The organism is Nitrosomonas sp. Is79A3 (assembly GCF_000219585.1).
In the GTDB taxonomy this organism is placed as follows: domain Bacteria; phylum Pseudomonadota; class Gammaproteobacteria; order Burkholderiales; family Nitrosomonadaceae; genus Nitrosomonas.
In genome coordinates this window covers 1,729,413-1,755,302 of the sequence record NC_015731.1, presented here as the reverse complement: position 1 = coordinate 1,755,302, position 25,890 = coordinate 1,729,413, and the positions used below count along the sequence as shown (strand labels likewise).

Annotated in this window: 23 protein-coding genes; 6 read left to right on the top strand and 17 right to left on the bottom strand. The window is 43.6% G+C overall.

What is annotated here, in order from left to right; translation table 11 throughout:
• Positions 1 to 5: 5 nt before the first annotated feature.
• From NIT79A3_RS08100 to NIT79A3_RS08070, 7 genes are all read right to left on the bottom strand, one after another.
• Positions 6 to 1,208 (bottom strand): acyl-CoA dehydrogenase family protein, encoded by a 1,203-nt coding sequence (locus tag NIT79A3_RS08100; RefSeq protein ID WP_013965727.1) that lies wholly within the window; start codon positions 1,206 to 1,208, stop codon positions 6 to 8.
• Positions 1,208 to 2,890 carry a class I adenylate-forming enzyme family protein gene (locus tag NIT79A3_RS08095; RefSeq protein ID WP_013965726.1) on the bottom strand — a complete coding sequence of 561 codons (1,683 nt, stop codon included), beginning with the start codon at positions 2,888 to 2,890 and terminating at the stop codon, positions 1,208 to 1,210. Before NIT79A3_RS08095 ends, NIT79A3_RS08100 begins: the two co-directional genes overlap by 1 nt.
• A complete protein-coding gene (locus NIT79A3_RS08090; RefSeq protein ID WP_013965725.1) occupies positions 2,887 to 4,773 on the bottom strand; it encodes a CoA transferase in 1,887 nt (628 codons plus the stop codon). Before NIT79A3_RS08090 ends, NIT79A3_RS08095 begins: the two co-directional genes overlap by 4 nt.
• 48 nt (positions 4,774 to 4,821) lie before the next feature.
• Positions 4,822 to 5,097: a MoaD/ThiS family protein gene (locus NIT79A3_RS08085; protein WP_041360770.1), complete on the bottom strand. Its 276-nt coding sequence runs from the start codon at positions 5,095 to 5,097 to the stop codon at positions 4,822 to 4,824.
• Positions 5,098 to 5,236: 139 nt separating this feature from the next.
• Positions 5,237 to 5,680 carry a M67 family metallopeptidase gene (locus NIT79A3_RS08080; protein WP_013965723.1) on the bottom strand — a complete coding sequence of 148 codons (444 nt, stop codon included), beginning with the start codon at positions 5,678 to 5,680 and terminating at the stop codon, positions 5,237 to 5,239.
• A 147-nt stretch (positions 5,681 to 5,827) separates the two neighbouring features.
• Positions 5,828 to 7,003: a molybdopterin-synthase adenylyltransferase MoeB gene (gene moeB / locus NIT79A3_RS08075; RefSeq protein WP_013965722.1), complete on the bottom strand. Its 1,176-nt coding sequence runs from the start codon at positions 7,001 to 7,003 to the stop codon at positions 5,828 to 5,830.
• Positions 7,004 to 7,412: 409 nt separating this feature from the next.
• Positions 7,413 to 8,303: an alpha/beta hydrolase gene (locus NIT79A3_RS08070; RefSeq protein WP_013965721.1), complete on the bottom strand. Its 891-nt coding sequence runs from the start codon at positions 8,301 to 8,303 to the stop codon at positions 7,413 to 7,415.
• A gap of 179 nt (positions 8,304 to 8,482) precedes the next feature.
• Between NIT79A3_RS08070 and lpxK the strand changes: the two genes are divergently transcribed.
• From lpxK to cheZ, 3 genes are all read left to right on the top strand, one after another.
• Complete coding sequence (lpxK, locus tag NIT79A3_RS08065; protein WP_013965720.1) at positions 8,483 to 9,511, top strand: tetraacyldisaccharide 4'-kinase; 1,029 nt, start codon at positions 8,483 to 8,485, stop codon at positions 9,509 to 9,511.
• Between the two features lie 572 nt (positions 9,512 to 10,083).
• On the top strand, positions 10,084 to 10,485 hold the full coding sequence (gene cheY, locus NIT79A3_RS08060; protein ID WP_013965719.1) for a chemotaxis response regulator CheY: 402 nt from the start codon (positions 10,084 to 10,086) through the stop codon (positions 10,483 to 10,485).
• A 41-nt stretch (positions 10,486 to 10,526) separates the two neighbouring features.
• A complete protein-coding gene (gene cheZ, locus NIT79A3_RS08055; protein WP_013965718.1) occupies positions 10,527 to 11,285 on the top strand; it encodes a protein phosphatase CheZ in 759 nt (252 codons plus the stop codon).
• A gap of 134 nt (positions 11,286 to 11,419) precedes the next feature.
• Here the strand turns inward: cheZ and dnaQ are convergent, their stop codons facing one another.
• From dnaQ to NIT79A3_RS08040, 3 genes are read right to left on the bottom strand one after another with little or no spacing between them, the layout of a single operon-like run.
• Positions 11,420 to 12,163: a DNA polymerase III subunit epsilon gene (gene dnaQ, locus NIT79A3_RS08050; protein WP_013965717.1), complete on the bottom strand. Its 744-nt coding sequence runs from the start codon at positions 12,161 to 12,163 to the stop codon at positions 11,420 to 11,422.
• A 12-nt stretch (positions 12,164 to 12,175) separates the two neighbouring features.
• Positions 12,176 to 12,640, bottom strand: coding sequence for a ribonuclease HI (rnhA, locus tag NIT79A3_RS08045; RefSeq protein WP_013965716.1), 465 nt, complete (start codon positions 12,638 to 12,640; stop codon positions 12,176 to 12,178).
• 10 nt (positions 12,641 to 12,650) lie between these two features.
• The gene (locus tag NIT79A3_RS08040) at positions 12,651 to 13,424 is read right to left on the bottom strand and encodes a methyltransferase domain-containing protein (RefSeq protein WP_013965715.1); all 774 of its coding nucleotides are present in this window, start codon (positions 13,422 to 13,424) and stop codon (positions 12,651 to 12,653) included.
• Positions 13,425 to 13,509: 85 nt separating this feature from the next.
• On the opposite strand from NIT79A3_RS08040, the gene gloB reads away from it, so the two are divergent.
• A complete protein-coding gene (gene gloB / locus NIT79A3_RS08035; RefSeq protein WP_013965714.1) occupies positions 13,510 to 14,283 on the top strand; it encodes a hydroxyacylglutathione hydrolase in 774 nt (257 codons plus the stop codon).
• A 201-nt stretch (positions 14,284 to 14,484) separates the two neighbouring features.
• Here gloB and NIT79A3_RS08030 read toward each other — a convergent pair whose 3' ends face one another.
• Both NIT79A3_RS08030 and NIT79A3_RS08025 read right to left on the bottom strand, forming a co-directional pair.
• Entirely contained in the window at positions 14,485 to 15,078 is a 594-nt protein-coding gene (locus tag NIT79A3_RS08030; RefSeq protein WP_013965713.1) for a cytochrome P460 family protein, read from the bottom strand.
• A 395-nt stretch (positions 15,079 to 15,473) separates the two neighbouring features.
• The gene (locus tag NIT79A3_RS08025; RefSeq protein WP_013965712.1) at positions 15,474 to 16,304 is read right to left on the bottom strand and encodes a porin family protein; all 831 of its coding nucleotides are present in this window, start codon (positions 16,302 to 16,304) and stop codon (positions 15,474 to 15,476) included.
• A gap of 497 nt (positions 16,305 to 16,801) precedes the next feature.
• Here NIT79A3_RS08025 and NIT79A3_RS08020 point away from each other — a divergent pair, with 497 nt between their 5' ends.
• Entirely contained in the window at positions 16,802 to 18,067 is a 1,266-nt protein-coding gene (locus tag NIT79A3_RS08020) for a M57 family metalloprotease (RefSeq protein ID WP_013965711.1), read from the top strand.
• Between the two features lie 57 nt (positions 18,068 to 18,124).
• Here the strand turns inward: NIT79A3_RS08020 and NIT79A3_RS08015 are convergent, their stop codons facing one another.
• The 4 genes from NIT79A3_RS08015 to NIT79A3_RS08005 form a co-directional block, all read right to left on the bottom strand.
• Complete coding sequence (locus NIT79A3_RS08015; RefSeq protein WP_013965710.1) at positions 18,125 to 19,132, bottom strand: ribonuclease T; 1,008 nt, start codon at positions 19,130 to 19,132, stop codon at positions 18,125 to 18,127.
• 246 nt (positions 19,133 to 19,378) lie between these two features.
• The gene (locus tag NIT79A3_RS17885; protein WP_348225764.1) at positions 19,379 to 19,912 is read right to left on the bottom strand and encodes a C13 family peptidase; all 534 of its coding nucleotides are present in this window, start codon (positions 19,910 to 19,912) and stop codon (positions 19,379 to 19,381) included.
• Positions 19,913 to 19,950: 38 nt separating this feature from the next.
• Positions 19,951 to 20,796: a hypothetical protein gene (locus NIT79A3_RS17880; RefSeq protein ID WP_049785358.1), complete on the bottom strand. Its 846-nt coding sequence runs from the start codon at positions 20,794 to 20,796 to the stop codon at positions 19,951 to 19,953.
• Positions 20,797 to 21,631: 835 nt separating this feature from the next.
• The gene (locus NIT79A3_RS08005; protein ID WP_013965709.1) at positions 21,632 to 23,407 is read right to left on the bottom strand and encodes an SLC13 family permease; all 1,776 of its coding nucleotides are present in this window, start codon (positions 23,405 to 23,407) and stop codon (positions 21,632 to 21,634) included.
• Between the two features lie 262 nt (positions 23,408 to 23,669).
• Here NIT79A3_RS08005 and NIT79A3_RS08000 point away from each other — a divergent pair, with 262 nt between their 5' ends.
• On the top strand, positions 23,670 to 24,197 hold the full coding sequence (locus NIT79A3_RS08000; protein WP_013965708.1) for a DUF3617 domain-containing protein: 528 nt from the start codon (positions 23,670 to 23,672) through the stop codon (positions 24,195 to 24,197).
• Positions 24,198 to 24,511: 314 nt separating this feature from the next.
• Here NIT79A3_RS08000 and NIT79A3_RS07995 read toward each other — a convergent pair whose 3' ends face one another.
• Positions 24,512 to 25,600 carry a formylglycine-generating enzyme family protein gene (locus NIT79A3_RS07995; protein ID WP_013965707.1) on the bottom strand — a complete coding sequence of 363 codons (1,089 nt, stop codon included), beginning with the start codon at positions 25,598 to 25,600 and terminating at the stop codon, positions 24,512 to 24,514.
• Positions 25,601 to 25,890 lie beyond the last annotated feature (290 nt).

Here is a 25,890-nt window from a genome sequence, read left to right as displayed (position 1 = left end):
TAAAATCAGTCAAACGGATAAACAGTTTGTTGTTGATAGTGATTAATGAGTCGGCGCCCTACCGAGCTGATCAGCGATTCATCATTCCCATCCAAAATACGGGATGTGCGCGCTATCCTATTGATCCCGTAAAGCGGTGTTAAATCGCTGAGACCTTCGGCGCCATAGAGTTGCATCGCGCAATCCGAAGCAATGCATAATGCACGTGAAGCGGTCATTTTCGCGACATTAATTGCGATTTCATTGGGATTCTGCGCATCAACACCGCGTGCAGCAATGCGGATGAGTTCGCGTGCACTCACAATCGCCTGAAAAGTATTAAAGATATGCTGGCGCACGAGTTGCTTGTCAGCCAACCGGCTAAATTTTCCCTGTATTGAATGAATACGAGCACCCATTAAATCCATACATCGTTGCGCCAGTCCAATCCAGTTCATGGCACGCAACAGCCGGCCTAACCCAAGCCGTTTGTTCATTAAATCAAGACCGCTTCCATATGCGCCTAATAGATTATGCTCAGGCACTTGCACGGCAGTGAAAGAAATCTCTCCTTGACCATACGAATGTCCCATCATCGTGAGTTGCCGCTCAATTTTGACTCCCGGGGTATCCATCGGCACGATAATCATTGAAAGTGCGCTGTTTAGCGTGGTATCTGCTCCGGCAGTCCGAACTAAAACAGTCATAAAAGTAGCCCGGTCTGCGTTGGAAATAAACCATTTTCTGCCATTGATATGCCAGCTTCCATTAGACAGCTGGGCAGTAGTCGTAATAAGGCTTGGGATCGATCCGCTGTGACCAGGCTCTGTCATGCCGTAACTCGGTATGGCATTTTCGGTCACCATGGATTCCAGAAATTGCCTGCGAATCGCTTCGTTACCGAATTTTAAAAGCATATGCGCATCAAGCGCAGTATGGCTGCCAAAGATTGTTTGAGAAAACTCCGTCCGTCCTTCCTGCTCTGCAACGATTAAATAATCTTCGAGAGAAGCTATTTTTCCGCCATGCGATAACGGATAAAACAAGCCACATAATCCAGCCAATCTCGCTTTATTCATCAAATCAACCTGCAATCGAAGGGAAACCTCTCCCGTTTCTGCTAACAGCGATTCGTTCGGAATAATCACTTCATCGACAAATGCACTCACTTGGCGCGCAAGTGACCGGGCTAATTCCGTATGTGCTGATTTTCTATTTTGTTCCCGCATTAATACGTCCTTGCCGTAAGATCCACTGTATTCAGCGTTGTCGCATTACGCCTGAATTGTGTCATCTCCAGCTCAGCAATAAGCTGTTTTTTATCAACTTTTCCTGCCGGACCCAGCGGCAGTTGCCTTAAGTAGCGCAAATACTCCGGCAGCTTGTTTTTTTCCAATCCTTGATCAAGCAAATAGCGAATGAATTGCGCTAAGGATGGCCGTTCTATTCCGTCGCGCATGACCAGACAGAGGCAAATCCGATGACCTAAATCTTCATCAGCAACCGGTATGCAAACAGCGCTGACAACATTCGGGTGGGATGCAGCGATATTTTCAATTTGCGCAGGACTGATGTTGACACCCCCTCGAATAATGATTTCCTTTTTCCGCCCAGCTAGCACCAAATACCCATGGTTATCGATAAATCCGAGATCTCCGGTATATACCCAACCTTCCTTGTCACGGTAAAGCGCGTCCAGTTCTGGATTATTCACATATTGCATCGGCGTTATGGGACCTCTGGCGGCTACTTCACCGATGCAACCGTGCGCCACTTCCTGCTTGTAATCATCGACAATTCTGATCGAACAAACATCCGGATTAGGCCGCCCGGTCTTATGCAAAATGATTTCCAAACTATCCTCGAGAGTGGTATGGCAATTAACACCATCCGCCGAGCCGTACAGGCTGATAAAGCCGCATTTAAATGCTTCGGAGCATCGGCGAATCGAAGCTTCATCAATTTTTGCCCCGCCGCTGATGATTGCGATCAGACTGGAGGTATCTGTTTCTGCCAAGACCGGATCTGCAGCCATGCGCTGAAACATGGTGGGAACTCCAAAAATATGCGTGGGCTTAAGCTCCGCAATGGCGCGAATAGCAATAGCGGCATCGAATTGCCGCAGAACCAGTACCGATCCGCCTAACCAGGATAAAATCCCGAATGTTGCGGTAGAACCAAACGCTGTTCCTAATGGCATCAAATAAAGCCCCCGGAAGGTACTGCCATCCGGGTGGATGCGTTGCAGAAAACGCCCTCGCCCGCCAGCCAATGCATTGTGAGAGTAAGCGATCCACTTGGGATCTGATTCTGTTCCCGAGGAGATTAAGAACCGGACCAGAGAATTGGAGTCGATTGCTGGCAATTGACTCGATTCAATCGGCATGGATTGAAATAGTGAATCCAGAGTATGCCAGCCATCCCGTGCTTCACCGTCGACAATAAGAATCCGCAATGACAGTAAAGTCGGTCTTAACGATTCGATGAGTTCGCATAAATCCATTTGAACGAAGTTTGGCTCAACAATAATGACACGGGCATCACATCGTTTTAATAGCGATTGAATATCGAGGCGTCCGCGACCCGGCGGGAAAGGCGCAACAATTGCGCCCAAGGCAGCCGCCGCCAGATCAATCGCACAGTGATACCAACTATTACTAAGCTGATAGGCAATCACATCTCCCGCAACAACGCCTAAGGCGCGTAAGCTGGCAGCCAAACAGGAAACCTTGTGTTGCAACTCCGCGTAAGTTATCGTTTGATCCAGAGAAATTACCGCTGCCTTTCCAGGATTCTGCTGCACATGTTCGCAAAACAACGCGTACAAAGATTTGTTTGGGTAGGCGCCATTCTGTATCCACTGATTGCGAATTTCACCAGGAACTAAATCTATAATGCCCGAGTGATTCATCGAAAACTCCAAGGAGAAGCAACTTTGGTATAAGATCCTAGAGACAAGCGTGATCTAAAGTGCGTGTTGTTATGTAAATCTGTAAGATTTTCAATTACAACGGCGGCTGGAACATCAACTCGCTGCAGGATTGCAACCCATTCTTCCGCAGTTTTTATCAGGAATAACTCACTCAAGCGCAGCTCAAGCTCTAATGGTTCACTCTCCGCAATAATGCCAAGCGTTTTGATGCATCGCTGCATTGTTTTGTCGTCACAGCACTCGATCGCAATTTTCCCCTGCCGGGTAATATAGACCGCATTCAGTATGCTTCTTGAAATTGCATTGATATCGAAGGAATGATGCCGCTTTTGAAAGTCATCGGCACACAAAAATGTAGCAGCACTCAGTAGCGACGAAGTCACTTTGGCTCCGGTATTATTCATACAGCGATTGAGCAAGGCGATGGTAATGCCTTGGGCTGCAATGACACCACCGAGCACATCCAGCAAGGTAAATAACGATCCGCCTTGAGTCCCGCATGTTTCGGAAATTTTCTGCGCTACACCGGAATAGGCTTGCACCATAAAGTCAGTGCCCGGTATGGCATTCAATGGAGAAAATATGCTCTCATCGGTTGTCCAACCGGCTGCATAGGCGTAAACCAGGGCTGGATTCAGATCCAGCAAATCGCAATAATCAAGATTTAATTGTGCAGCTTTGTTGGGGGCCCAATTGTGCAGAAAAACATCTGCATATCGAATCAGCTCTGTCATCTCAGCCTGGCCCGATGAAGATTTGATATCAATTTCACGAACTGTTTTCAGCCGGTTGATGGCATCGAAACGGGCGGAACAACCTTCCGACATCGGCGGCATTCCACGTAACGGATCTCCGCCTGGGGGCTCTATCCGAATAACTTCAGCACCCAATAGCGCAAGCAAGTGCCCCGCCAATGGACCTTGAATACGACGGCACGATTCAACAACCCTAAGCCCGCTGAGCGGGAGCGAATTGCTGGCCGGTTTTGCCTGAACATTATTGCGGTCCGTTTTAAAATCAAATGTCCACGGTCCCTTAAGCCATTCATATTTGAAATGCTCATCATCGAGCCTTTCGTCTATTTTTCGTACCGGGAAAATAGACATGCCCGTATTCAAACATAAAACCGCAATTTGCTGATACGTTACTTTGGAAATTGCATTAACCAGTTCATTGGGAATAGGCGCGATAGCTCTGGCGTAGCGCAATAAAAAAGCAGTCCAGCCTTTACCTGCCAAGGCTGAGTTAACACCCAGCCGAGTCCAAAACTTTAGCCAAGGATCAGCGCTCAGTGTTTCGAGTTCAAAGACAACACCATCCGAGGATACGAAAGGCGGTGCTGCTGGATACACAACACTTTCCGGCAATAAGCGCTCGGGTGATTCTGCCGCCGTTGCGTCAGCAATATATTGGATTCCACTAAGTAGGGCTGCAGATGCCATGGAAACACAGCTATTCGATACGCTGAGGCCTCGCAATTGACCGATTGCAGCAGCAACACCGCCCTGCAGTGCCAGCGCGGCAGTCAACGTTGAAACATAATTCAATCCCAGCGGTTGAGTTTTGCCGCTTGCACGCCCATGTACCGACATAATGCCGCAAGCTGCTTGCATGATATTTTCGGAGAAAGCAGCCGGTTGATCACTGTCATCCCATCCAATCACTTCGCAAGTGACCGGTGAGGTATAGGGTGTCTTGAATGCAAAAGACAGCATTGCATTCGTCGCAGGATGATCACTGCATTCAATTTCCATCCCTAATGTACTGGATTGGTAAAGCAACGAAAATGCTGTCGCAGCAAAATGAGCAGCTGGATTTTTTAATGACCCCGCGATAACGCAATCATTTAATGGTTTATTCATGGCTATCGATACTGTTATTTATTTGTGTGAACCAGATATAAAATCAGCTTATCCTCCGGCGACAGCAGGCAAAATGGTCAAGACATCACCATCTTGCAGGCTTGTTGCGAGACCGTCACAAAAACGGATGTCGTTATCGTTCACATAGATATTGATAAAACGATGAGCGGCCCCTCCAGCAATCAGCTTTGCTTTGATGCCCGGAAACTGTTGCTCCATTTCATCGATAACTTCAGACACTCTGAATCCGCCACTCATATTGATGCGTTTCTGATCATTCGTAAGAGGCCTTAATATGGTTGGAATAATTACTGTGATTGACATCGTTTCACCTTCTTTGAATAGCTTATGTGGTTTAAAAAACATGAACCCAGTGGGTGGTTCGAATGGAAAGTTATGCAGGAATTAATCTATTCCGATTGATTCTATAATTGCACAATCTGTATTTTTTCTTGCGCTGGTGTTAGGCAACCATCTGTAATTCCAACTCAGCTTGATATTGATGAACTATCCGGACTCTTTCTTCAATGATCATCCGGTCGACAATGCGGAAGCTGCGGATTTCCTCTTTATAGAGAAAATTCGTCGGAATAATGACGTAATGCGACTGGGGTTCGGTTGCAAATTCAACGTCAGTATGACTCGGATAAGCTTGAGAATCAGTGTGTGAATGATAGATAACAATGGGCTCTTCGCAGCGCGCATCCATCTCTTTCCAAACCTGAAGCTGCTGCTGCGGATCAAATTGGAAAAAGTTATCCGATTGCGCCATGTTTCGCATTGGTATTAGACGCAATGGCAGATTGGATCCTGCGGGACCAGCAATGACACCACAGGTTTCAATTGGATGGTCATTCAATGCTTGAGTGATCATGGCATTAACCAGCTTAGAATGTATCGTCAACATAATTTCTAATCTCCTAAATATAAAAAACTTATGCTTTATCCATAAAATATGTCTTCTTTTCCAAAGAAGCATGACCCCTAAAATTCAACGAGAACGATTATTTCTGGTTGCCAAAATCCAGAGTAACTTTTTTGTTTAGTTGCTTACTTAATAGGTTGGCAGAGACTGATCGACATCCTTGATCCACGCAAGAATTCCACCGTCTAAACTTTTCACGTTGGTAAAACCATATTTCTGCATTTCAACAAGCACATCGCGAGAACGCATCCCCATTTTGCAATGAAGAACAATGAAGTCCTCCTTATTCATTGTGGACAAAACTTCTTCCGACATTATTTGGTTTTTTGGAATAAGCGTAGCGCCTTCAATATGAACGATATTCCATTCTTCGATCCCGCGAACATCGATGAGTTGTACATCGGCACCTTTTTCTTGTATGGCTTTTAACTCTCGCGCACTGATCACAGGGACATTGGTGCCGCTATCATGGGTTGGGCGAGGAGCTACACCACAGAATCTTTGATAATCGATCAATTGAGTGACCGGGGTCCGTACCGGTGCCTGGTGTAGTGGAATAAACCGGTAGCTCATGTCCAAAGCATCGTAGACTGCCAGCCGCCCCAACAAAGTTTCACCGATTCCGGTAATCAATTTAATTGCTTCTGTTGCCATCATGGCGCCAATCGATGCGCAAAGAATGCCCAACACACCGCCTTCTGCACAGGATGGCGCCATTTCTGCTGGAGGCGGTTCGGGATACAGATCACGATAGTTCAAACCCTTTCCGCCGGGTGCATCTTCCCAAAATACGGAGACTTGTCCCTCAAACCGGTAAATAGATCCCCATACATAAGGTTTTCCGGCCAAAACACAGGCATCGTTCACCAAATAGCGTGTAGCAAAATTATCTGTGCCATCCACAATCAAGTCATACCCTGAAATAATCTTTCCGGCATTAGTAACTTCAAGGCGTTCACTGTGAAGTTGTACACGAACATATGGATTCAATTCATTGATCGAGTCCCGCGCACTCTCAGATTTCAATCGGCTGATATCGGACTGGCCGTGAATAATCTGTCTTTGCAAATTAGACTCATCCACCACATCGAAATCAATGATGCCCAATGTGCCCACACCGGCAGCTGCGAGATAAAGCAGCGTAGGAGAACCTAACCCCCCGGCACCGATTACTAAAACCTTACTGCTTTTGAGCCGCTTTTGACCTTCCAGACCCACTTCAGGAATTAATAAGTGGCGGCTATAGCGTGAAATCTCATGTTTACTCAACTCTTCTACAGGACTAACTAATGGCGGTAATCGCATAAAATCTCCCTGTTTGCTCTAAATTCATTACCTTATTCATTGAGCAGCGTAATTCACTTGCTACTCCGGCAGGTCAAAATTTACTGGCTTATGTTTCTAGTATCGGTGTGTGCTTCTCGATAAAAAAATCATTCGCTGTAATTATTTTGTGTGAAATTTAAATTAAACGAATGCAGTTGGGAATGTGACAAATTGCCGCGCGGCATTTTGTCGCAGCAGCGAAGGGCTTATTTCAAGGTGTAATTCTTCAGAAGAAAATACGATAATTCCATATGAAAAGAATGATTTATCAGCAATTTATTAGCATATCCTGGGATGGAATAATGCTGAAGGGACGGAGAAAAATCTCGCTGATTTTTTGTGGGATCGCTAAAAATTCGTTATTGAGTGTTCAAAATATAACGGCACACTATTTCAAAATAAAGTCCCGCACGATTTTAATCTGCTCGTCATCCATCAGCATCGGAGCATGACCGACACCGGGCAATTCGACGATTCTGGCTTTTGCGCCACGCACCTGCATTTGTGCAGCAGTTTCAGCCGTTAATATGTCCGACTCGATGCCACGTAAGACCAGAGTAGGATTAACTAACTGATCCCATTGTTCCCATAAATCAATGTCCTTGATTTCACGATCTATAAAGCTGATTGCAATTCTTGGGTCATAGCGGAAACCGTAGGATCCATCGGCATATTCACGTGCACTGTGAATAGCCATATGATTCCACTGCTCTTCAGTTAATGGGCCAAAGGACGCAGAAATCACTTTCATATACTGTTTAAATTCCTCGAAACTAGCAAAACGCGGATCTTTACCTACATAATCAGCAATTCTTTTCAGGGCAACCGCAGGAATCAATGGGCCAATATCGCTCAGTATCAATTTGTTGATTGCAAAAGGCAGATTCGGCTGTATCGCCAGAATCATTCCGATCAATCCCCCCATCGAAATTCCCACCCAATCCAGTGTAATCTTTGTTTGGTATTGCGCCTGGATATGAGCCACTAATGCCATCGCGTCTGAGAGGTATAGCGGGTAATAATCATAGTCATGCGCATGCGCCAGCCAATCACTTTGACCTCGTCCCACGACATCAACAGAAATCACCCTACAATCCGATTGTAGGGCACGTGCAAGATAATCGAAATCACGGCAATTACGTGTTAACCCATGGACGCATATGACAACATGCGGATTCTGCGGATCCCCCCAATCGGTATACGCAATATAATGTGGATCTCTCTGCTTACCATCGACCGATAACGTAGGAACAAGTAATCGATTTACTAATATTTTCATCGTTTATTTTTGCGCTTATAACAAAATAGGTTAAAACGAAATGTAATGTTCATATGCCCAATCTTCACATAAACCTTGCCTATCGGATACACGGTATGCAAAAATTTTTAAATTCCAAATTGATTACCGCCTAGAATGAAAATGCAAATTCGTAACTATAACTTGAATAGAAACGAAATATGAAATTGTCCGAACTCTATTGGCATCGTATCACCCCATTACACTTTTTGTTATGGCCATTGAGTGTTTTCTATGGGCTGTTCTTAGCTCTAAAAAAACTATGTTACTGGCTGGATATTTTGCCTTCGGTCAAGCTTCCAGTGCCAGTCATTATTATCGATAGTATCAGTTTCGATGATGGCGGCAAAACGCCTCTGCTGCTTTGGCTGGTTGATTACTTACTGACACATGGCTTTTCACCGGGCATCATTACACGGGGCAATTATGATAACCCTGGAGTACCCAAGGCTGTAACCCCCACCAGCGATCCCATGAACGTCGGTGGAAAAACATTTTTATTAGCACAACATTGTGGAGAATCATGTCCCGTCTGGGTCGGAAATGACAGAGCCGTGGTTGCACAAGCGCTTCTAAATACGCACCCAACATGCAACGTTATCATTTGCAATGACGGCATGCAGTATTATCGTCTTGAACGGGATATAGAGTTAATTGTCGTTGATTTTAGCGAACAGAGCTTCGGCAACGGTTTGCTCTTACCTGCCGGTCCTCTACGTACGCACCTTAAGTATCTGGGGAAATCCGGCATTATCGTAACAAACGGAAAACAACATCCTCATACTGATACGAGCAAATGGGGAAAAACCTACAATATGAAGTTGATCAATGAAATTGCCTATAATGTGGTTGACCCGGCAATCCATCAACCGGTTTCAGATTTTAAAAGCAAACGAGTACACGCCGTTTCAGACGCGGATAACTCCCGCTGGTTTTTTGATTTTGTACAGAAAACCGGCTTAAATGCAGAATTACATTCGTATGCAGAGAATCATCGATTTATTCAGCAAGACATTCACTTTGCTGAAGCCGATGTCATACTCATGCCCGAAGAAAATGCATTACAGTGCCAGGATTTTGCAGGCAGTAAACTTTGGGCTTTACCCAAAAAAGCTTGGGTAAATAGCGAACTGCAGGCTATTTTACTGAAGAAACTTGGAAATCAAGCTGGTCTACACAATCAACAATAAGCAACCACCGGCTAAAGCCGGCGGCGGCGGGTTTGAGTTGTGGACTGTAAGTCTGGAGACATGTTGTTTAGTCGACGTTTCTTATTCCGTTTCCATTTTGGAATTATCGTTTGGATTTGCATTTGGCTCAAAGTAAAGCGCCAAGTATTATTCGATCATCTTTTCCGTCATCTGTTTCAGATGTAGCACAAGAATACCCGCGTGCCCCAAAATACCCGTCCCGGTACTTCTTCAGGGAAGATTGCATCTCGAACTTGAACTGCAATTTAAAATTGCAAGCCTTATCTTTTTCATAAATAAATATTTCGTCAAGAATTCTAAAATTCTCTTAATTATTCCCCTAGCTTTCCGTAACACAAACAAGCCCGAGATAATAAAAATCTTTAACCTAATTTTAAAGTTACATTCTTCATATTATTGAAATATTTTTTCAGCTTAGAACTAAACTTTTGTGATCCACTGTCGTAAAAACAACGGCAAGATGAGAATCATATAAGCAAGCTGACTTGCTAATCAAGAATCAAAGCAATTCTGGTAGTACAAAAAATATAGTTTATTCACGGAGAAAAAGAATGCCTGACAAAAATATGAAATTCTTGGTAGTGGATGATTTCTCTACTATGCGTAGAATCGTTCGCAACCTTCTAAAAGAACTTGGTTTTGTCAATGTTGATGAAGCTGAAGATGGCGCAGTTGCACTTCGTAAGCTGCAAGATGGAGATTTTGACTTTATTGTGTCGGATTGGAATATGCCCAATATGGACGGATTGACCATGCTGCAGAATGTGCGCGCCAATGAGGCATTGAAAAAAATTCCCGTACTGATGGTAACTGCCGAAGCTAAAAAAGAAAATATCGTAGCTGCAGCTCAAGCTGGAGCAAGTGGCTATATCGTAAAGCCTTTCACTGCGGCCACACTTGAAGAGAAATTAAATAAAATTTTCCAGAATATGGAAAGCAAAGCCTCTGTTTAAATCTACATTATCTCTTTTCATAACAAACTACCGAGTCCAAAATGAATACAAAACGTCTTATGAAAACAAAAGCTGATGATGCTTCTCCAGAAACGACCAACGCAAAAACTAAAAAATCCATTAAGTTAGCTGATACGTCACTCACACCTGCAATCAATGATATTGATGAAAATGAATTAATAACAGCTGATAAGAAAGTTATTGATCAGATTGGGCAATTGACCCGAAACTTACACGATAGTTTGCGGGAATTAGGGTACGATAAACGCCTGGAATCGATTGCAGCTGAAGCACCCGAAGCGCAGGACAAGTTATCCTATATTGCTACCAAAACTGAGCAAGCAGCTGAGCGTACACTCAATGCCACTGAGGTTGCCATGCCTATTCAGGAGAAGCTTTCAACAGACGCAATTCATTTATCTGAACAATGGAAACAGGCTCTTGAGATGCATCAATCTAGCCCGGATACAGAAAAATTCAAAACATTATTAATTGATACACTTCAGTACCTCGATAAGGTTCCTGAACAAACTAACGCAACGAATACGCAATTGCTAGAAATCATGATGGCACAAGACTTTCAAGATCTGACAGGCCAGGTAATCAAAAAGGTCACGCATATGGTGCAGAGTCTGGAGAAAGACCTTATTGATCTATTACTTGCAAATGTTCCATCCAAGAAAAATATTGCTGCAGATGAAGGACTCCTCAATGGGCCAGTCACCAACCCAGAAAAACGAACCGATGTCGTATGCGATCAAGACCAAGTTGATGATTTACTTGCGAGTCTTGGATTTTAAGTGCACGCCCCAATCAGATTACTGTATCCTTCCCCTTACTAGAGTTTTGCCGGCAATGTCGCGCGAAACTCTAGAGCATTCTTTAAATGTACTCTCAAAATACATAAGAAAGTTATTGAATCTCATTTAGACCATCAATTTAAATTTCCTCCACAAACTGACTTATCATCAATAGTGTTTTTATTTCCAAGTCTGTTCCACAAACAGTTATTGTTACTCTCACGCGAAATATTTTCTAATATCATTAGATGCTGTGCGTATTCGTCAGCTGTTGCTTCAATGATTTTTGTTTTGAAGCTATCTAATTTATCCAGAGCCTGTTGAACCGGCTCAACATATTCTAACTCGATAAGTAGACTCTCTTGCCCGCGTGTCATAGCCAGATAAACTTCAGCTAATAACTCTGCATCGAGTAATGCACCATGCAGTGTACGCCTTGAATTGTCAATATTGTAGCGCTCACACAGTGCATCCAGGTTATTCCGTTTGCCGGGATGAAACTCTTTCGCTAATTTCAATGTATCTGTTATCGACAAACAATAATTGTTCAGCGTTTTCAGATTGATTAAACCTAATTCGTGATTAAGAAATCCAACGTCGAATGGTGCATTATGAATAATGAGTTCGGCATCACAAATGAAATTCAATAATTCTTTGGATATTTCATGGAATCTCGGCTTGTCTTTAAGAAATTCGGTTGTTAGACCATGTACTTGTAAAGCTCCTTCATCGCTCTCACGTTCGGGATTAAGATAATAGTGAAAATGATTATCTGTGAATTGCCTGTTACATAACTCGACTGCCGCTATTTCTACAATGCGATGCCCAAGCTTATGTTCTAACCCCGTCGTTTCAGTATCCAACACAATTTGACGCATAGTATAAAACCTCTAACTATTTTGTAATTCTTCGGAAGTAATCATTTCAACTCCACGGTTAGCCAGTTGATCCGCTCGCTCATTGTCAATATGACCCGAGTGGCCACGAACCCAACACCATTCAATTTCATGTTGCTGCACTAAAGAATCAAGCAGCCTCCAAAGATCCTCATTTTTAACAGGCTTTCTATTGGATGTACGCCAATTACGCACTTTCCACGAATCCAACCATTGACTGATACCTTTCTGGACGTATTGTGAATCTGTATGTAAATGCACTTTGCAAGGGCGCTTTAAAGATTCTAAAGCACGTATTGCGGCAAGTAACTCCATGCGATTATTGGTGGTTAATTTTTCACCACCGAAAATTTCACGCTCACGACCGGCGTATCTCAGCAATGCCCCCCACCCTCCGACACCTGGATTTCCTTTGCACGCTCCATCCGTATAAATCTCAACAATTTTTGAGTCTGCCATAATTTTTTTATTACTTGTTCAAATCATCCATCTGATTGAAATTCTTTGGTGGATGCTCATTGCTAGAGATTTCGTTCATTTTTTGAGTTGCCGGAACCATTCTTTTCTTGGGATCAAGACAATTTTTCCAACCCGGTTTGATAATCCGCATACCGTGCATATGCTTAATTGCATGCAAGAAATACACCCCCCCTGAAATTGGCCACCAACGGTCCCCTGCTGCTTCCATAAAACTAAATCTCCGGCGCCATCTTTCTTGCTTAAATGGGGGCGTATAACAACTTAGCCGACCACCCGCCATCTCGAAATCTAGTAATTTCAGCCAATCCTTAAGTCGCGATAATGCAATAAAATTCCCATTCCAGGGAAACTCACGGCGTGTAGATTTTAAATAATGACAGGCTCCCCAAAAACTCAAGGGATTAAAACCTGATATTACGATATGACCTTCAGGTATTAGAATTCGGTGCACTTCACGTAAAATTTGATGTGGATTGGTATCAAACTCAAGAACATGTGGCAAAATCACCAGATCGACACTGCTACTCTGAATCGGAAGATAGCCAGCTGCAGCACGCAAGGAAGCTTGACTCTCAAGTCCTACAGAGAAATGCAAAGGCATTCTGTTCAGGCGCAAAAAATTAAATTGAGGCCAACCTATCTGCACGGCATTATAGCCAAAAATGTTTACGGCAACCTGATCAAAATAACGCTGCTCGTGTTCAATCAAATATTGACCGAGAGAGGAATCAAACCATTGTTGAACATTTTGCTCAGACATCATTACTAATTATTCTCACCTGAATTTATAGTTTCTTTTAAATCGCTTAAGCACATCAACTTTATAAAATATATTACATAGGAATTTCATGCTGAATGTTCATCCGATACCCGCTTTTAGAGATAATTATATCTGGGTAATTCACAATCAGGCACATGCTGCTGTTATAGATCCCGGTATCGCATCTCCTGTTATTGAGTATCTCCGGTCTAAAAAATTGCAATTAAGTGCAATTCTGATTACCCATCATCATGATGATCATACAGGCGGTAATTCTGAATTGCTTCAGTCATACGATGTTCCCGTATATGGACCACGCAATGAGTCAATTGCAACAGTGTCTCATCCTCTACGCGAGAGGGATCAAGTAAATCTTGAAGCAATATCGCTTAATCTTATGGTACTAGACACTCCCGGACACACTCGGGGACATATCGCCTATTATGGGTCAAATCCATTTAATATGGTATTTTGCGGTGATACACTTTTTGCTTGCGGCTGTGGACGAGTATTTGAAGGAACTGTACAACAAATGTATCAATCATTGCAGAAACTCTCTCAACTACCTGACGATACGTTAATATTCTGTACTCATGAATATACATTAGGAAATATTCAGTTTGCAAAAGCTGCCGATCCTGAGAATGCAAGACTCATTAAGTTCGAAATTGCAGCACAGGAATTACGCAATCGGAATATTCCGACCATCCCTACAACGCTTACTCTTGAAAAGAAAATTAATCCTTTTATTCGTTGTGAACAGTTGGGAATTATTAATAGTACTCAAAATTATTCTGGAAAATCACTTTCAAGCCCTATAGAGATTTTCACTGTATTACGTGAATGGAAAAATAACTTCTAAAAGAAAGTTCAAAATGAACTTTAAGAAAACTTTATTGATATTTTGGCAGGAGAAACGACAGGAAATTTTCTAAGTCAACTTCAACAAAAACTTTTTCTGTGCACAGAAAGGAAAGCAATTTGGCGCACTGATTGATAACTAGTTCGCCAAATTGCCCGATTTCAGAAAGCTTACTATTGGCTATAAGCCATTACTCAACTATTATTTACTTGGTTTAGCCGCACGTAACACTGGGTAATACTGAGTAAAGACCATGTCTTGTGCAGCGTTTGCTTTGTGACAAGCTGCGCATGCATCATCAGCTTGAAGTATGCCTTGTTTAGCATCGTAAGATTCAAAACCAAAAAATGCCCAATTTCCAGGTTTATCTGCAAAACGTTTGGAATCTTTCACCATTGCAGCAATCCCATTAAATTCACCTGGGAAATATCCATTTCCGCTGGCGGCCTCTTTTGAACCTACGCTAGTTAATTCTTTAACGATAACAGTCCCATCACGGAATTCACCAGTTTTCTTCCAATGGTTCCAACTTGTTGGATCAATGTACACATTATGAAACTCAGGAAATGCAGGTTTTCCATCATTCATATCTTTTGGTGTAACGGGCGCTCCCACAAAAATCCATTCGCGATAATCTTTTGGAGTAAGCAACAAATTGTCTTTAGTGAAATGACCAAAATTATGGTCTTTGCCGTGTGCATGATGAGCATCGGAAGCAATTACTGGGCTTGCCAGTGCAATGGATAACAATACTGGTGCAATACCACCTAATAACGTCTTTTTAAACTGTAACATAATAAGCCCTTAAAATAGTTAAAGAAACACAAAGAAAACAGCAATAGCATGTACTGCCTTCTTCTTAATGTTAGTCAGACATATTATCTTCGTCAAGAGGTAATCATCTCTTTGTGATAGCAACAAATGTAGCAATTCAATCAGCCCCTTTTCTAGGCAACAAATTACTATCAGGAATTATGCATGATGAAGATTTACGTGATGCCTTGCACCCTATTCGAGCGATGCAGGTCATACCCTAGCGCGTGCACCCTAGGTATTTATACGCCTATTTTCAATGCGATCCTTATTTGATTGATAGTTGTCAGTGAACCAAGCCTACGAACTGGTTGTTAATAAAACATCCTTTCAGGAAAAATCTATTCAATAACAAGACTAAACTATTAGTCAGAATCTTAGAAACCTATACCAACATAACCACCAGCTGTCAGGCCATCAACATTCACACCATCCTTTTTGCCACCAGTCACATGATAACGAGCATCCAAACCTACATAAATATCTTTCCATATTCTATAATCGACACCCCCGGCAAACATAACCCCTGGGATAAAAAATGAACCTGACTCACCTGGTGGGCTTATGATGTGAATGCCTAAACCGGCTGGGATAATCCAAGGCCTGATCCGCGATCCTTCCAGAAATTTTATTTTTGGCGATGCGTATATAGATAGTTGTGTTATCGTTACATTTCGAGGATTCAACGCACCACCAATCAGCGGAGTTGGACTATTGGCAAGTGCATTCCCGTGCACGTGAGAACCGAATTCTTTATACTCGAACATCAGTTCTGCAAGAACATTGGTCTTCGGCGCTAATCCCCATGCATCTTTGGTTAGATTAAAGTCAAAACCCGCACCAACATACCATGCATTTTTGTCAGGTTGTTCCTGTGCTCCGGCAGGAACAACGGTGCTTTGTATGGTCATTCCGTTGCGATGTTGAGAACTGTGCGCAAAGCCGCCACGGAAGAACACCATATGACCTGCATTTCTATCCTGAGATTCAGTAAAATTTGATTTTTGTCCAATACTTTCAACTTTCTGTGTCACTTGGTTCGATTGAGATTTTACTTTCTCCAATTCATTCTGAATCACTTGCAATCGACTCTCCAGTTCTTTAACGCGATCCGCTGTTGCATCTTGCGCTAAAGCGTGTGGTAACGTCATCCCAATCGTACATAAAAATGTACTTCCAGCAATTATTTTATTAACAAAATTCCTCATCCAATACTCCTCAAGTTGTAAATATTTTCCTACATATATGCGAACTCTTTAATTCGACAGCCTTAAGGAAACATTGAGAATGAATAAAATGATTTTTATAGGTTATTTCACTTGAAATAGTATTTTATATAGAATTTCATGATTCCAATTTGATAATAAAAGTAGGAAAACATGAACATGTAATGATAAAAACCATATCAAAAAATAAGCAATGGTTTTTCGATTCTCATTGCTAAAACATGTATGCCCATATTTTGGTATACATGAATGAGGTTGTGCATAAACAGATAACCGATCAATTATTTGTTTTAACGTTAAGCTATCCTGCGATAGCAAATCACTTAGCAATTTTCTGACAAGCAATTTTGATCTATCAAACTTCAGAATAAGAACAAAAAAGCTGCAATGTTTATGCAATTTACCAGCTACCCATTATTCTAAAATTAGTTCTTAGAAATTAAGATCGCCAGTTTGTAAATTATGCAAGGGAGAAAAATATGCTGAGTATTACGGATGATTACCGCATTGATGCTGTGCTTGCTGGCAGTGACATTCGCTGGGATCCTGCCGAAGCTGGCAAACCGGTAGGATTGACTTTCAGTTTCATGTCAGAACTTCCGGTTTATGCTGATCCGGCTCAGGACGGCAATCACTTCAGCACTATGACCGATGAGCAGAAGATTGCGGTTCGAGAGATTTTAACCACGCTTTCTTCCCAGTTCGACATTACTTTCACAGAAGTAACCGATTCTACGCAATCCTATGGCCAACTCCGGTTCGGCAATAATGCACAAACCACAACAGTCGGCTATGCCTATTATCCAGATAAATCAATTGGTGATAATGCAGGAGATCTGTACATCAACAACACACCGGAAGCCTCACAGACAAACCATGTCGTCTATGGCACCAATGCCTATTCGACACTGATTCATGAAATTGGACATACCCTCGGACTTAAACATCCTGGCAATTACAATGCAGCAGCTTCGGGTGGAGACACCAACGAAGGGCCCTTCCTAACGGGTGTAGAAGACTCTGAGTTGTATAGCATCATGTCTTACACACCGCAAAATCAGGGGCTTGAACGGATCAATCTGGCACCATACGATTACGCTGCCTTGTCCTATCTATACAATGCAAAACTGCTTAATTCAGGCGATAATTCATACGCATTAACAGAAGAAAGTGGCCAAGTTGTCCAGACAATCTATGATGATGGGGGTAATGATACGCTTGATGCATCTGGGATAAATACGCCAGTAACACTCAATCTCAATGTTGCTGCACCTGGCACACTCAGTTCCGTTGGTCTTACGCCAGATGGACAAGCCGCGGAAAATAACTTGTCACTCGGATTGAATACATTAATTGAACGCGCGATTGGCGGCACTAGCAACGATAAATTAATTGGAAACAGTTCCAGCAACACGCTAATCGGTAACAATGGCGATGACACTTTGGTCGGACAACTGGGCACAGATACGATGACTGGTGGCGAAGGTTCGGATATTTTTGGTATAGCCAATGTGGGTAATTACATTTTTCAAGATTTTATTCCGGGAGTGGATAAAATCGGATTCGATATTCAGCTAGGCATTCAGAATTTTGCGCAATTAACTCCCTACATTAGCGGTATCGATATCCAAGGTGATGATGTCGCGGTGCATTTTGTAGGCGATGCAGCCAGCATTACATTTATCGGCGTATTACAACAATCCACAGCATTATCAGCGGCTGATGTGATATTCCAGGCTTTGTAATTTGTACTGGCTCAGATCTGAGCCAGTACAAATGATCAATCCAGATAGATCCCTTCCCTATTGCCCAATCGGATCGACACGGAAAGTCTCTCCACAATTGGAATTGCTCTGTGCCGGTGCATTGACAATCAGTTTCTCAAGATCAGCGCCCGGGGTTAGATCAGCAATCAAGCTCAATTGAATTTCCACCAGCATCCCCTGATCGCAGTTAAGCTTAATCCGATCACGAGCGGCAGATCCCAGTACCGCAGCGATCCGGTTGAGAAAATCTTCGGTACGAACTTGCTGGCCAATCCTGCGATTCATAAAATAAGCCATACCGGAATCATTAAACTGGCGGGCCAAATCTACAGACAAATCAAAAAATTCTTCTATCGACTTGGCGGATTGGCAGGTACCATGTTTATGCCATTCATGGCGCTCAAGGCAAGAACCTGCTGTCACACTAGGCATGACCTCCGCTAATGAAGCTTGCGAAGTTGGATTTAATTTAATCTCCGGATAATCACAGAAATTTTGTTTCTGAGCTTTGACATCGCCGCAAAAGGCGTAATGCGTGTCACAACTTTTTTTATTAGGCCATAAGCCGTGCAAGGTGAAATGTTTGGCCTGATATACCTGCGGGTCGGTGATTTTACATTCAGGCTTTTGTGGTTTGGTTTCACAGAAAGCGGGTTGCCATGACAGTGCGAGAACATGACTATCCGCCTCGCCAGTAATACTACAACTACTGCTGTTTCCATTGTCTCCCGTTCCCTGCCCGCCGCTCAGTTGAGCATCACCACAGTCAGCGCTAATCCAGCGCTCCTTGGGATTCGCAGTAGGCAGAATAACCCGGTACCAGCTAGCATGATCTGGTTTATTCGCCTCGATAATATCGTATTTTTTATCCGCCAGAATCTGCGTATTATCTGGATTGGTTAATTTATTCTTTGAAACATAGGCGGGACAGGATTGCTGCGCAGAGAAAATACCTAAGGTTTTGGCCGCTGCCGAATGGGCATAACCGATTATCAATATAACCAGAAAAACCTGAAAAAAAGTGCTCTTTCGTAGAAATATCATTTCCTTATCTCCTGTGTAATTAGGCAAGTAAACTATTAAAAAAAGATCAATATTATTCCTCGAAACCTTCCGAGCAATAGATTCATTATCAAGCTTGCACTACAATTTATTATTATTCAGGTTAGTTTGGATTAACTATGACATTTGTCACACTGAAATCTGTTACTCCTCACGTTCAAATCCCTTCTTAATACCAGCAATCGATGCTGACTAATCATGAATTCTTTCAGGCGCGCTTAATGCTTATTAATAAACACCGAATCTCTCGGGAGTGTAATGAACCATGTCTTGTTCCAGCCGATGCAGCTTTTCCTTCATTTGACTTCCAATAAATAACTGAGGCTCTGAGGGAATCAAATTTTCATTGCGCTCGCGTTGTGTGATTTTCGTGATGGCCCGATTAAAACTCTCAATGAACTGATAGGGCTTATCTTCAATATTCTTAAAAAGTGCTTCGCCAAAATATGTGTACTCATTTTCATGAGAACAGCCAAATGATGTTTTGTCCGATGCTGCGGCAGTGAAAACCAGGCTGTATTCGTTCTGGAGTGCCTTAATAAACCCGCCTGAATAACACGCTGAAATCAGAATAACTCGCCAGCGTATACCGGCATTGTCCAGATAAGTCTTGATATCTTCCGGGCGGACAGCATTAAGATCAAGCGGCCACATTTGCACTGAAAGTTCATGATCCATAGATCCATGACTGGTCAGATACAGAAAGACAACATCTTCATCACGATTCATTTTATTGCCTAGATGACTCAATGCGATTCTCAGGTTTGTTGAGGATGCTAGTGGTGTCGTATTGATCGTTTTCAGATTATTAATAATACAATAGACCGCCCTGATGCGCCCAAACGCTCACTCATAACACGCTGCACATGGCCAATTTCCCGCATAAACACATCCTGAGTGGCATCAGAACCAAATCCTACAAAAAAAAGATCGGACACTCCATCAATGCCAGGTTGAATGGGGTCTAAGGCATTATTCAGAAGCATAGGCTGGTTATAGTAAACATGCTCCTGATTAACATCATATAATGCATCATCAGAAAACGCCGCCATCTCGTTGGGATAGTCATAATCTTCATACCAGAAACTGAATGATAGATTAGCCAATGGAAAAGATGCTGCCATCCAAAGCATAACAATCAATGCCGCTTTAAGCTTTTGTTGATCCAATAATTGCAATGCAATGTAAAAACAAATGGCTAAACTCCATAGCATAAAAATGACATATCCAGCCGCAAAGATTGTATCGGGCAAGTCAGACAAACCGGCAAAAGAAATCAGATAACGAAATGGCAAGACACAGTAAGTTATAACCAGAAACTTGAGCAAATCACTCTGTTTACCGGTTAACTTTGTCAGTACAAACCCCACCAGAAGTACAATCAACAACTCAATACTAAGAAATCCCAGACCAAACAGGTCGAAAACGGGATTGCGTGTCATAACATAGGAAACAATCAATGCGGTAAGACCATAAAAACCCAGGAGCAAAATGAGCTGATCGTGAGAAACTGTCACCTGTTCCAGCACATTGCGACGAAAGCCAAGCAACCTGATACCGCAATAAAGATTCAAAATTAAAGCCTGGAACTCTTTGATTACCGCAGATTGCCTCGATTCTTTGGGTATGCTTGCATACAAATCCATTTTTATCTCCGAGTTAAGATTGGCTGATACTGCATTGTAAGAACGGCATCAATTCGGATGATTGAAGGTATCGTTTCAACTGTCACAGCAATCTTTTTAAGGGCATTTCCGTCAAGGCCTATCCAAGCCGATTACCCCGGGAATCGAAGAGATACGATGAGAAAACAGCTTCAACTTACAATTCTCCGTGGATTTGCTGCAATGATAAGTCCACGATCCTGATAGCAAACTTTTTAGATGGCTCATTGAAAACCTCGCCACGCAGGTATCAGGAATTTAGTATGGATATGGGAGAACGTTTTTTTCTTGGCTAGCAGTCATCCGATTAGCAGTAAGCGATGGATACAACTGCTGCTGACTAAATGGCCGACTCCGAACGGCAACATGGCGTAAGCACTATTCTTGTTTTCCTGAAACTTCGAAGATACTTGACCGCCTGAATGGTTATTGAGCCGGCCATTTATTAATGAGATTAGAGTATACATTGCGCCCTGCCCCAATTTAAGGAATCTCTGATTAACTCACCGACGTCATTCCGAACGTAGTGAGGAATCATCATAACTGAAACGTAGAATCGCTTAAATAAGCATTTTCCTTATTTTTAATGTACAAATCCGATAGCTTCGATGAGCAGTACGCTGGTTTTCTTCTTTGACGAATTGAGGCGATCTTAAGTCGACTCCCCTACTGGTCTATGGTCTACCTTGATAATCAAAAAAACTGAAAGGCGTTGGATACAGTTTAATCGCAATGTTATTGAATTAATGCATAACCGCGGTCAAAGGAGCAACAAGGCGAGAAATTAAATTGGAATTTGAAAACCATAGCATCCTTTCTACTTGGCCAAAGGCCAGCCGATTAACAATACTGTGATGGTAACAACCCCCGCCACGATATTCATCGGTATCCCTGCTCGCAGGAAATCGGTGAATCGATATTCGCCCGGACCATAAACCATCATATTCGTCTGATAACCCAAAGGTGTCGCGAAGCTGGCGGAAGCCGCCATCATGATGGCGAACACAAAAGGTTCATTATTTAAACTGGCTTTCTCGGTGATCTCCAGCACAATGGGCAGCATTAAAAGCGCTGCGGCATTATTGGTAATGACTTCGGTTAATATTGAGATGGATATGTAGACCAGAATGAGTAGAAGCCAGGGTGTGCCGCCGCTCAAATCCACGATATTTGCCGCAAGATATTTGGCTACACCAGTTTTTTCCAAAGCCATACCCAAGGCAAATGATGATGCAATAGTAATGATAACCGTCAAATCAAGACTTCTTTCTGCCTGATTGGCAGAACAGCAGCCCGTAATAATCATCAGGCCAGCACCGATCAATGCCGCATTCAGCATGGTAATAACATCAAAGCTTGCCGCTGCAATAATACCGACAAGAATTGTCCAGGCAAGATACGCCCTTTCATGACGCGGCGCTTCAGTGTTCAGATCATTAATCAGCAAAAAATCCTTGTTGTAACGCTGGCGGCTGACAAAAGCCGGTCTTGCTTCCAGCAATAACGTATCACCGGCCTGCAATATGATGCTTCCGAGATTGCCTTTGATGCGTTCGCCATTACGCGCCACAGCCAATACCGCTGCGCCATAGCGGGCACGGAAGCGCGCATCGCGAATGGCATGCCCCAGCGCCGAACAATGCGGCGACACAACGGCTTCGATCAAACGCCGTTCAGCATGCTGCATGGTGAATGTTTGAGTTTGCTCTTCCTCAGTCGACGGAATAATCCCATTAATGCGCATCAAATCTGAGATCGCATCGGTATCACCGGCAAATACCAACCGGTCACCACCTTGAAGCACTTCTTCGGGTGAAACAACGGTAATCGCCGTTCCATTTCGATCAATCTCAATCAGGTATACGCGTTGCAGGTGCCTTAACCCGGCTTGCTCGATAGTTTTGCCGACTAAAGGACCATTCGGCGCGATGGAAACTTCCAGAGTAAATTCGCGTAAATTGGAAAAAACCTGGCCTTGAGTCCGCTCTGGCAGCAATTTGGGAAAGGCTAGCCACATTAATAAAAAACCGGCAATGGCAACAGGTATACCAACAGCGGTAATCGAAAACAAGGAAAACCCGGATTCACCGGTCAACACCTGATATTGGCCGTTGACGATCAGATTGGTACTGGTTCCAATCAATGTAATCGTGCCGCCCAGAATCGCCGTATAACTCAGCGGTATCATCAGCTTCGAAGGCGAAATCCCAATCTTGCGCGACCAGCTATAAATAGCCGGAATCATGGTGGCAACCACCGGAGTGTTGTTGAGGAAACTGCTGAGGAACACAACCGGAAAGAACATCCGGGAAATTGCCCCGCGTACTGTTTTCGGTCTGCCTAACATAGTGGTCACTAATAAATCGATCGCGCCGGAGGCATGCATCCCCGCGGCAACCACAAACATACCCGCAACGGTAATCAAACCCGAATTACTAAAGCCGCTTAACGCATCGTTAGCGCTCAAAATCCCGGATACACTGAGTATCGTCAGCGCCCCGATCATGATTAAATGCGGGCCAATCCGGGTAAAAATAAGTGTCGCCAACACAGCGATGCATAAACTCAGTGCAAACCAGCCTTGCCATTCCATAGTTTTACACTCCTGAGAAAAGATTCGAAATATACAGCAGTTACTGATACGGCTATAAATAATTAATTATTATAATGATATGTCTACAAATTATATGCAGCCATGCAGACAGATTTAAATTCCAAGAGGTTTTTCCAGTTATCAGCTAAACTTGCTTAAACTTAGAAATCACCGTTGACCGTACGCGTGGGTAATTGACGGCACGATTTCAATAAACTTTTGCACAATTGATTTTTTCAGAACACGCCATGCGGAAACCCCAATGCATAAAACCCTTATTTCATTTCTATCCGGCCTGAGTTTAACAATGGCAACTTCCAGTTTCGCGCACCAACACATCCGCCCCGGATTATGGGAAATCACCACGAAATCGGATTTATTGGCGCTGGTGCCGCATATTCCCTCGGAGCATATGCAACAACTCAGCGACCTCGCCCGCCGCTATGGCCTCAAACTGCCCCAAATAGAAAATGGCGCAGCCACGTCAAAAATCTGCATCACTCCGGAAATGGCCAAACAGGAAATCCCCGCCTATTTTTATGAAAACCGTTCCGGCTGCACCGTCCAGAACGCAAAGCGCATCGGCAACAGCTACGAATTGGATCTGGTCTGTAGCAACCAGCATTTCCAAGGTAATGGAACCGCACGAGGCACTTTTAGCAGCCCGGAAAGCTTCTCGGGAAATACCGAATTCGACAGCACCGTCGGCGGCACGCCGGTTCATGCATTGGCTGAAACATACGGCCGCTGGGTCGGAGAACGCTGCACCGCAGTCAACCCGTTGCAGTGATTGGAAGTTGTCTATCGCCCACGCACACAAAAAACGCATGGGTTCGACAACAGCTTCTCCACACTACTATCCTTCGGGAAAATCGATTTTTTCACAGCCGTTAACAGGTCAAAGAATCGCAAAAGATTCCTCACTGCGTTCGGAATGACACTAAACCAAAAAAATAGGATGCATTAAGCAAAGCGCAATGCACCAAGAACAGTGGCGAACGAAACTACAGTAATGACGGATTACGCTGCGTTAATCCATCCTACAAAAACCACAAAACCACAAATCACAAAGAATCAAAGCACAAAGAACAAAATGACAAAAGATCAAAAAGCCCTGGCGATACGAAAACCCAGGTCGTTGTCGGCTTCATCGGAGCCGGTCCTGACACGGTTAGCCGATCGCAAGCCCTGCGGATCGTAGAGCCACGAACCGCCCCGAACCACCCGGCGAGTACAATCTCCGCGATTGGCTTCTTTCCACGCCGATCCGTCCGCTGGCGTGCCTTGATAATTCTTATGCCAGCAGTCTTCAGTCCATTCCAAGACGTTGCCCAACAGATCAAACAAACCGAAATGATTTTCTCCAAAACTGGCAACCGGTGCGGTATAAACATGTCCATCGGAACATTCCGCCAGCGTCCAGTTAGCGTCAGCATTCGATTTTGCTTCTTGACCCAAACCATTGGCGTAATCGCATTGCTTGCCGTCCTGATAAAAGCGTGCTGTTTTCGTTCCCGCCCGTGCCACATATTCCCATTCCGCTTCGGTTGGCAAGCGGTAAGCCGCGCCCGTGCGGTGCGACAGCCATTTCACATAGGCTTGGGCATCATCCCAGGAAACGCAGACCACCGGATGGGCATCAGTTTGAGCAAATCCAGGATTCTTCCAGTTATGCTCCGGCAATTGTTCCGGTTGTTTTTTCTCAGCATTCCACACAGTACAACCTTTGCCGTTCTCTTCAGCAGTCGTGCGATGATTGGTTTCTTGAACAAATTGTTTAAACTGCCCCACGGTAATTTCACAGCGGCTGATGGCAAAGGGGTTTGGAATTGAAACTAAATGCTGCGGGCCTTCATCCGATTGACGATCTTTTTCGTTTTCCGGTGATCCCATCAAAAATCGATCTGGACGAATTGCTACCATCGCAGGTGCCAATTTGGCCTCGGTGGCATAGCAAGTTTGCGCTAATTGCTGGGTAACCGCTTTTTCTTTGGCATTTTGACCACCTCGTAGCAAAACATCCTCACTGGCATGGATTCCCTGAGAAAAAATCAAACTCAGCAGCAGCGATAAAAAGCGGCAGCTTCGTAACACCGAGCTGCCCCTGGCCGAACACAGCAAATTCTTTGGCTGGTAAGCATCGTAGGGTGCATTCAGCGAAGTGCAATGCACCATTTCTCTGTTCAATGTCATAAAAAACCGTCCTATCGCTTAAAACGCAACCAACAAAGTAACCAAAAATGGTTATGACGGATAACGCTCCGCTTATTCGTCCTACATAAAGCTAAACAACCCGCAAACATCAAAAGACCCCATTGTGTCATTTCGACCAAAGGGAGAAATCTTGCGCCACCGCAAAAGATTCCTCTCTGCGTTCGGAATGACAGCAAACCCAAAAATTAGGGTGCTATTCCGCATAGCGCAATGCACCAAGCAGCGGAGCACGAAACCAAATCTATGACGGATTACGCTGCGCTAATCCA

Bases quoted from the DNA above. Each gene is read 5' to 3' on its own strand.
- NIT79A3_RS08085 (WP_041360770.1), bottom strand. From the start codon at position 5,097: ATGTCAATCACAGTAATTATTCCAACCATATTAAGGCCTCTTACGAAT.
- NIT79A3_RS07995 (WP_013965707.1), bottom strand. From the start codon at position 25,600: ATGACATTGAACAGAGAAATGGTGCATTGCACTTCGCTGAATGCACCC.
- cheY (WP_013965719.1), top strand. From the start codon at position 10,084: ATGCCTGACAAAAATATGAAATTCTTGGTAGTGGATGATTTCTCTACT.
- lpxK (WP_013965720.1), top strand. From the start codon at position 8,483: ATGAAATTGTCCGAACTCTATTGGCATCGTATCACCCCATTACACTTT.
- NIT79A3_RS08005 (WP_013965709.1), bottom strand. From the start codon at position 23,407: ATGGAATGGCAAGGCTGGTTTGCACTGAGTTTATGCATCGCTGTGTTG.
- NIT79A3_RS08095 (WP_013965726.1), bottom strand. From the start codon at position 2,890: ATGAATCACTCGGGCATTATAGATTTAGTTCCTGGTGAAATTCGCAAT.
- gloB (WP_013965714.1), top strand. From the start codon at position 13,510: ATGCTGAATGTTCATCCGATACCCGCTTTTAGAGATAATTATATCTGG.
- dnaQ (WP_013965717.1), bottom strand. From the start codon at position 12,163: ATGCGTCAAATTGTGTTGGATACTGAAACGACGGGGTTAGAACATAAG.
- NIT79A3_RS08015 (WP_013965710.1), bottom strand. From the start codon at position 19,132: ATGATATTTCTACGAAAGAGCACTTTTTTTCAGGTTTTTCTGGTTATA.
- NIT79A3_RS08030 (WP_013965713.1), bottom strand. From the start codon at position 15,078: ATGTTACAGTTTAAAAAGACGTTATTAGGTGGTATTGCACCAGTATTG.
- NIT79A3_RS08000 (WP_013965708.1), top strand. From the start codon at position 23,670: ATGCATAAAACCCTTATTTCATTTCTATCCGGCCTGAGTTTAACAATG.
- NIT79A3_RS08080 (WP_013965723.1), bottom strand. From the start codon at position 5,680: ATGTTGACGATACATTCTAAGCTGGTTAATGCCATGATCACTCAAGCA.
- moeB (WP_013965722.1), bottom strand. From the start codon at position 7,003: ATGCGATTACCGCCATTAGTTAGTCCTGTAGAAGAGTTGAGTAAACAT.
- NIT79A3_RS08025 (WP_013965712.1), bottom strand. From the start codon at position 16,304: ATGAGGAATTTTGTTAATAAAATAATTGCTGGAAGTACATTTTTATGT.
- NIT79A3_RS08040 (WP_013965715.1), bottom strand. From the start codon at position 13,424: ATGATGTCTGAGCAAAATGTTCAACAATGGTTTGATTCCTCTCTCGGT.
- NIT79A3_RS17880 (WP_049785358.1), bottom strand. From the start codon at position 20,796: ATGGATTTGTATGCAAGCATACCCAAAGAATCGAGGCAATCTGCGGTA.
- NIT79A3_RS08090 (WP_013965725.1), bottom strand. From the start codon at position 4,773: ATGAATAAACCATTAAATGATTGCGTTATCGCGGGGTCATTAAAAAAT.
- cheZ (WP_013965718.1), top strand. From the start codon at position 10,527: ATGAATACAAAACGTCTTATGAAAACAAAAGCTGATGATGCTTCTCCA.
- rnhA (WP_013965716.1), bottom strand. From the start codon at position 12,640: ATGGCAGACTCAAAAATTGTTGAGATTTATACGGATGGAGCGTGCAAA.
- NIT79A3_RS08020 (WP_013965711.1), top strand. From the start codon at position 16,802: ATGCTGAGTATTACGGATGATTACCGCATTGATGCTGTGCTTGCTGGC.
- NIT79A3_RS08100 (WP_013965727.1), bottom strand. From the start codon at position 1,208: ATGCGGGAACAAAATAGAAAATCAGCACATACGGAATTAGCCCGGTCA.
- NIT79A3_RS08070 (WP_013965721.1), bottom strand. From the start codon at position 8,303: ATGAAAATATTAGTAAATCGATTACTTGTTCCTACGTTATCGGTCGAT.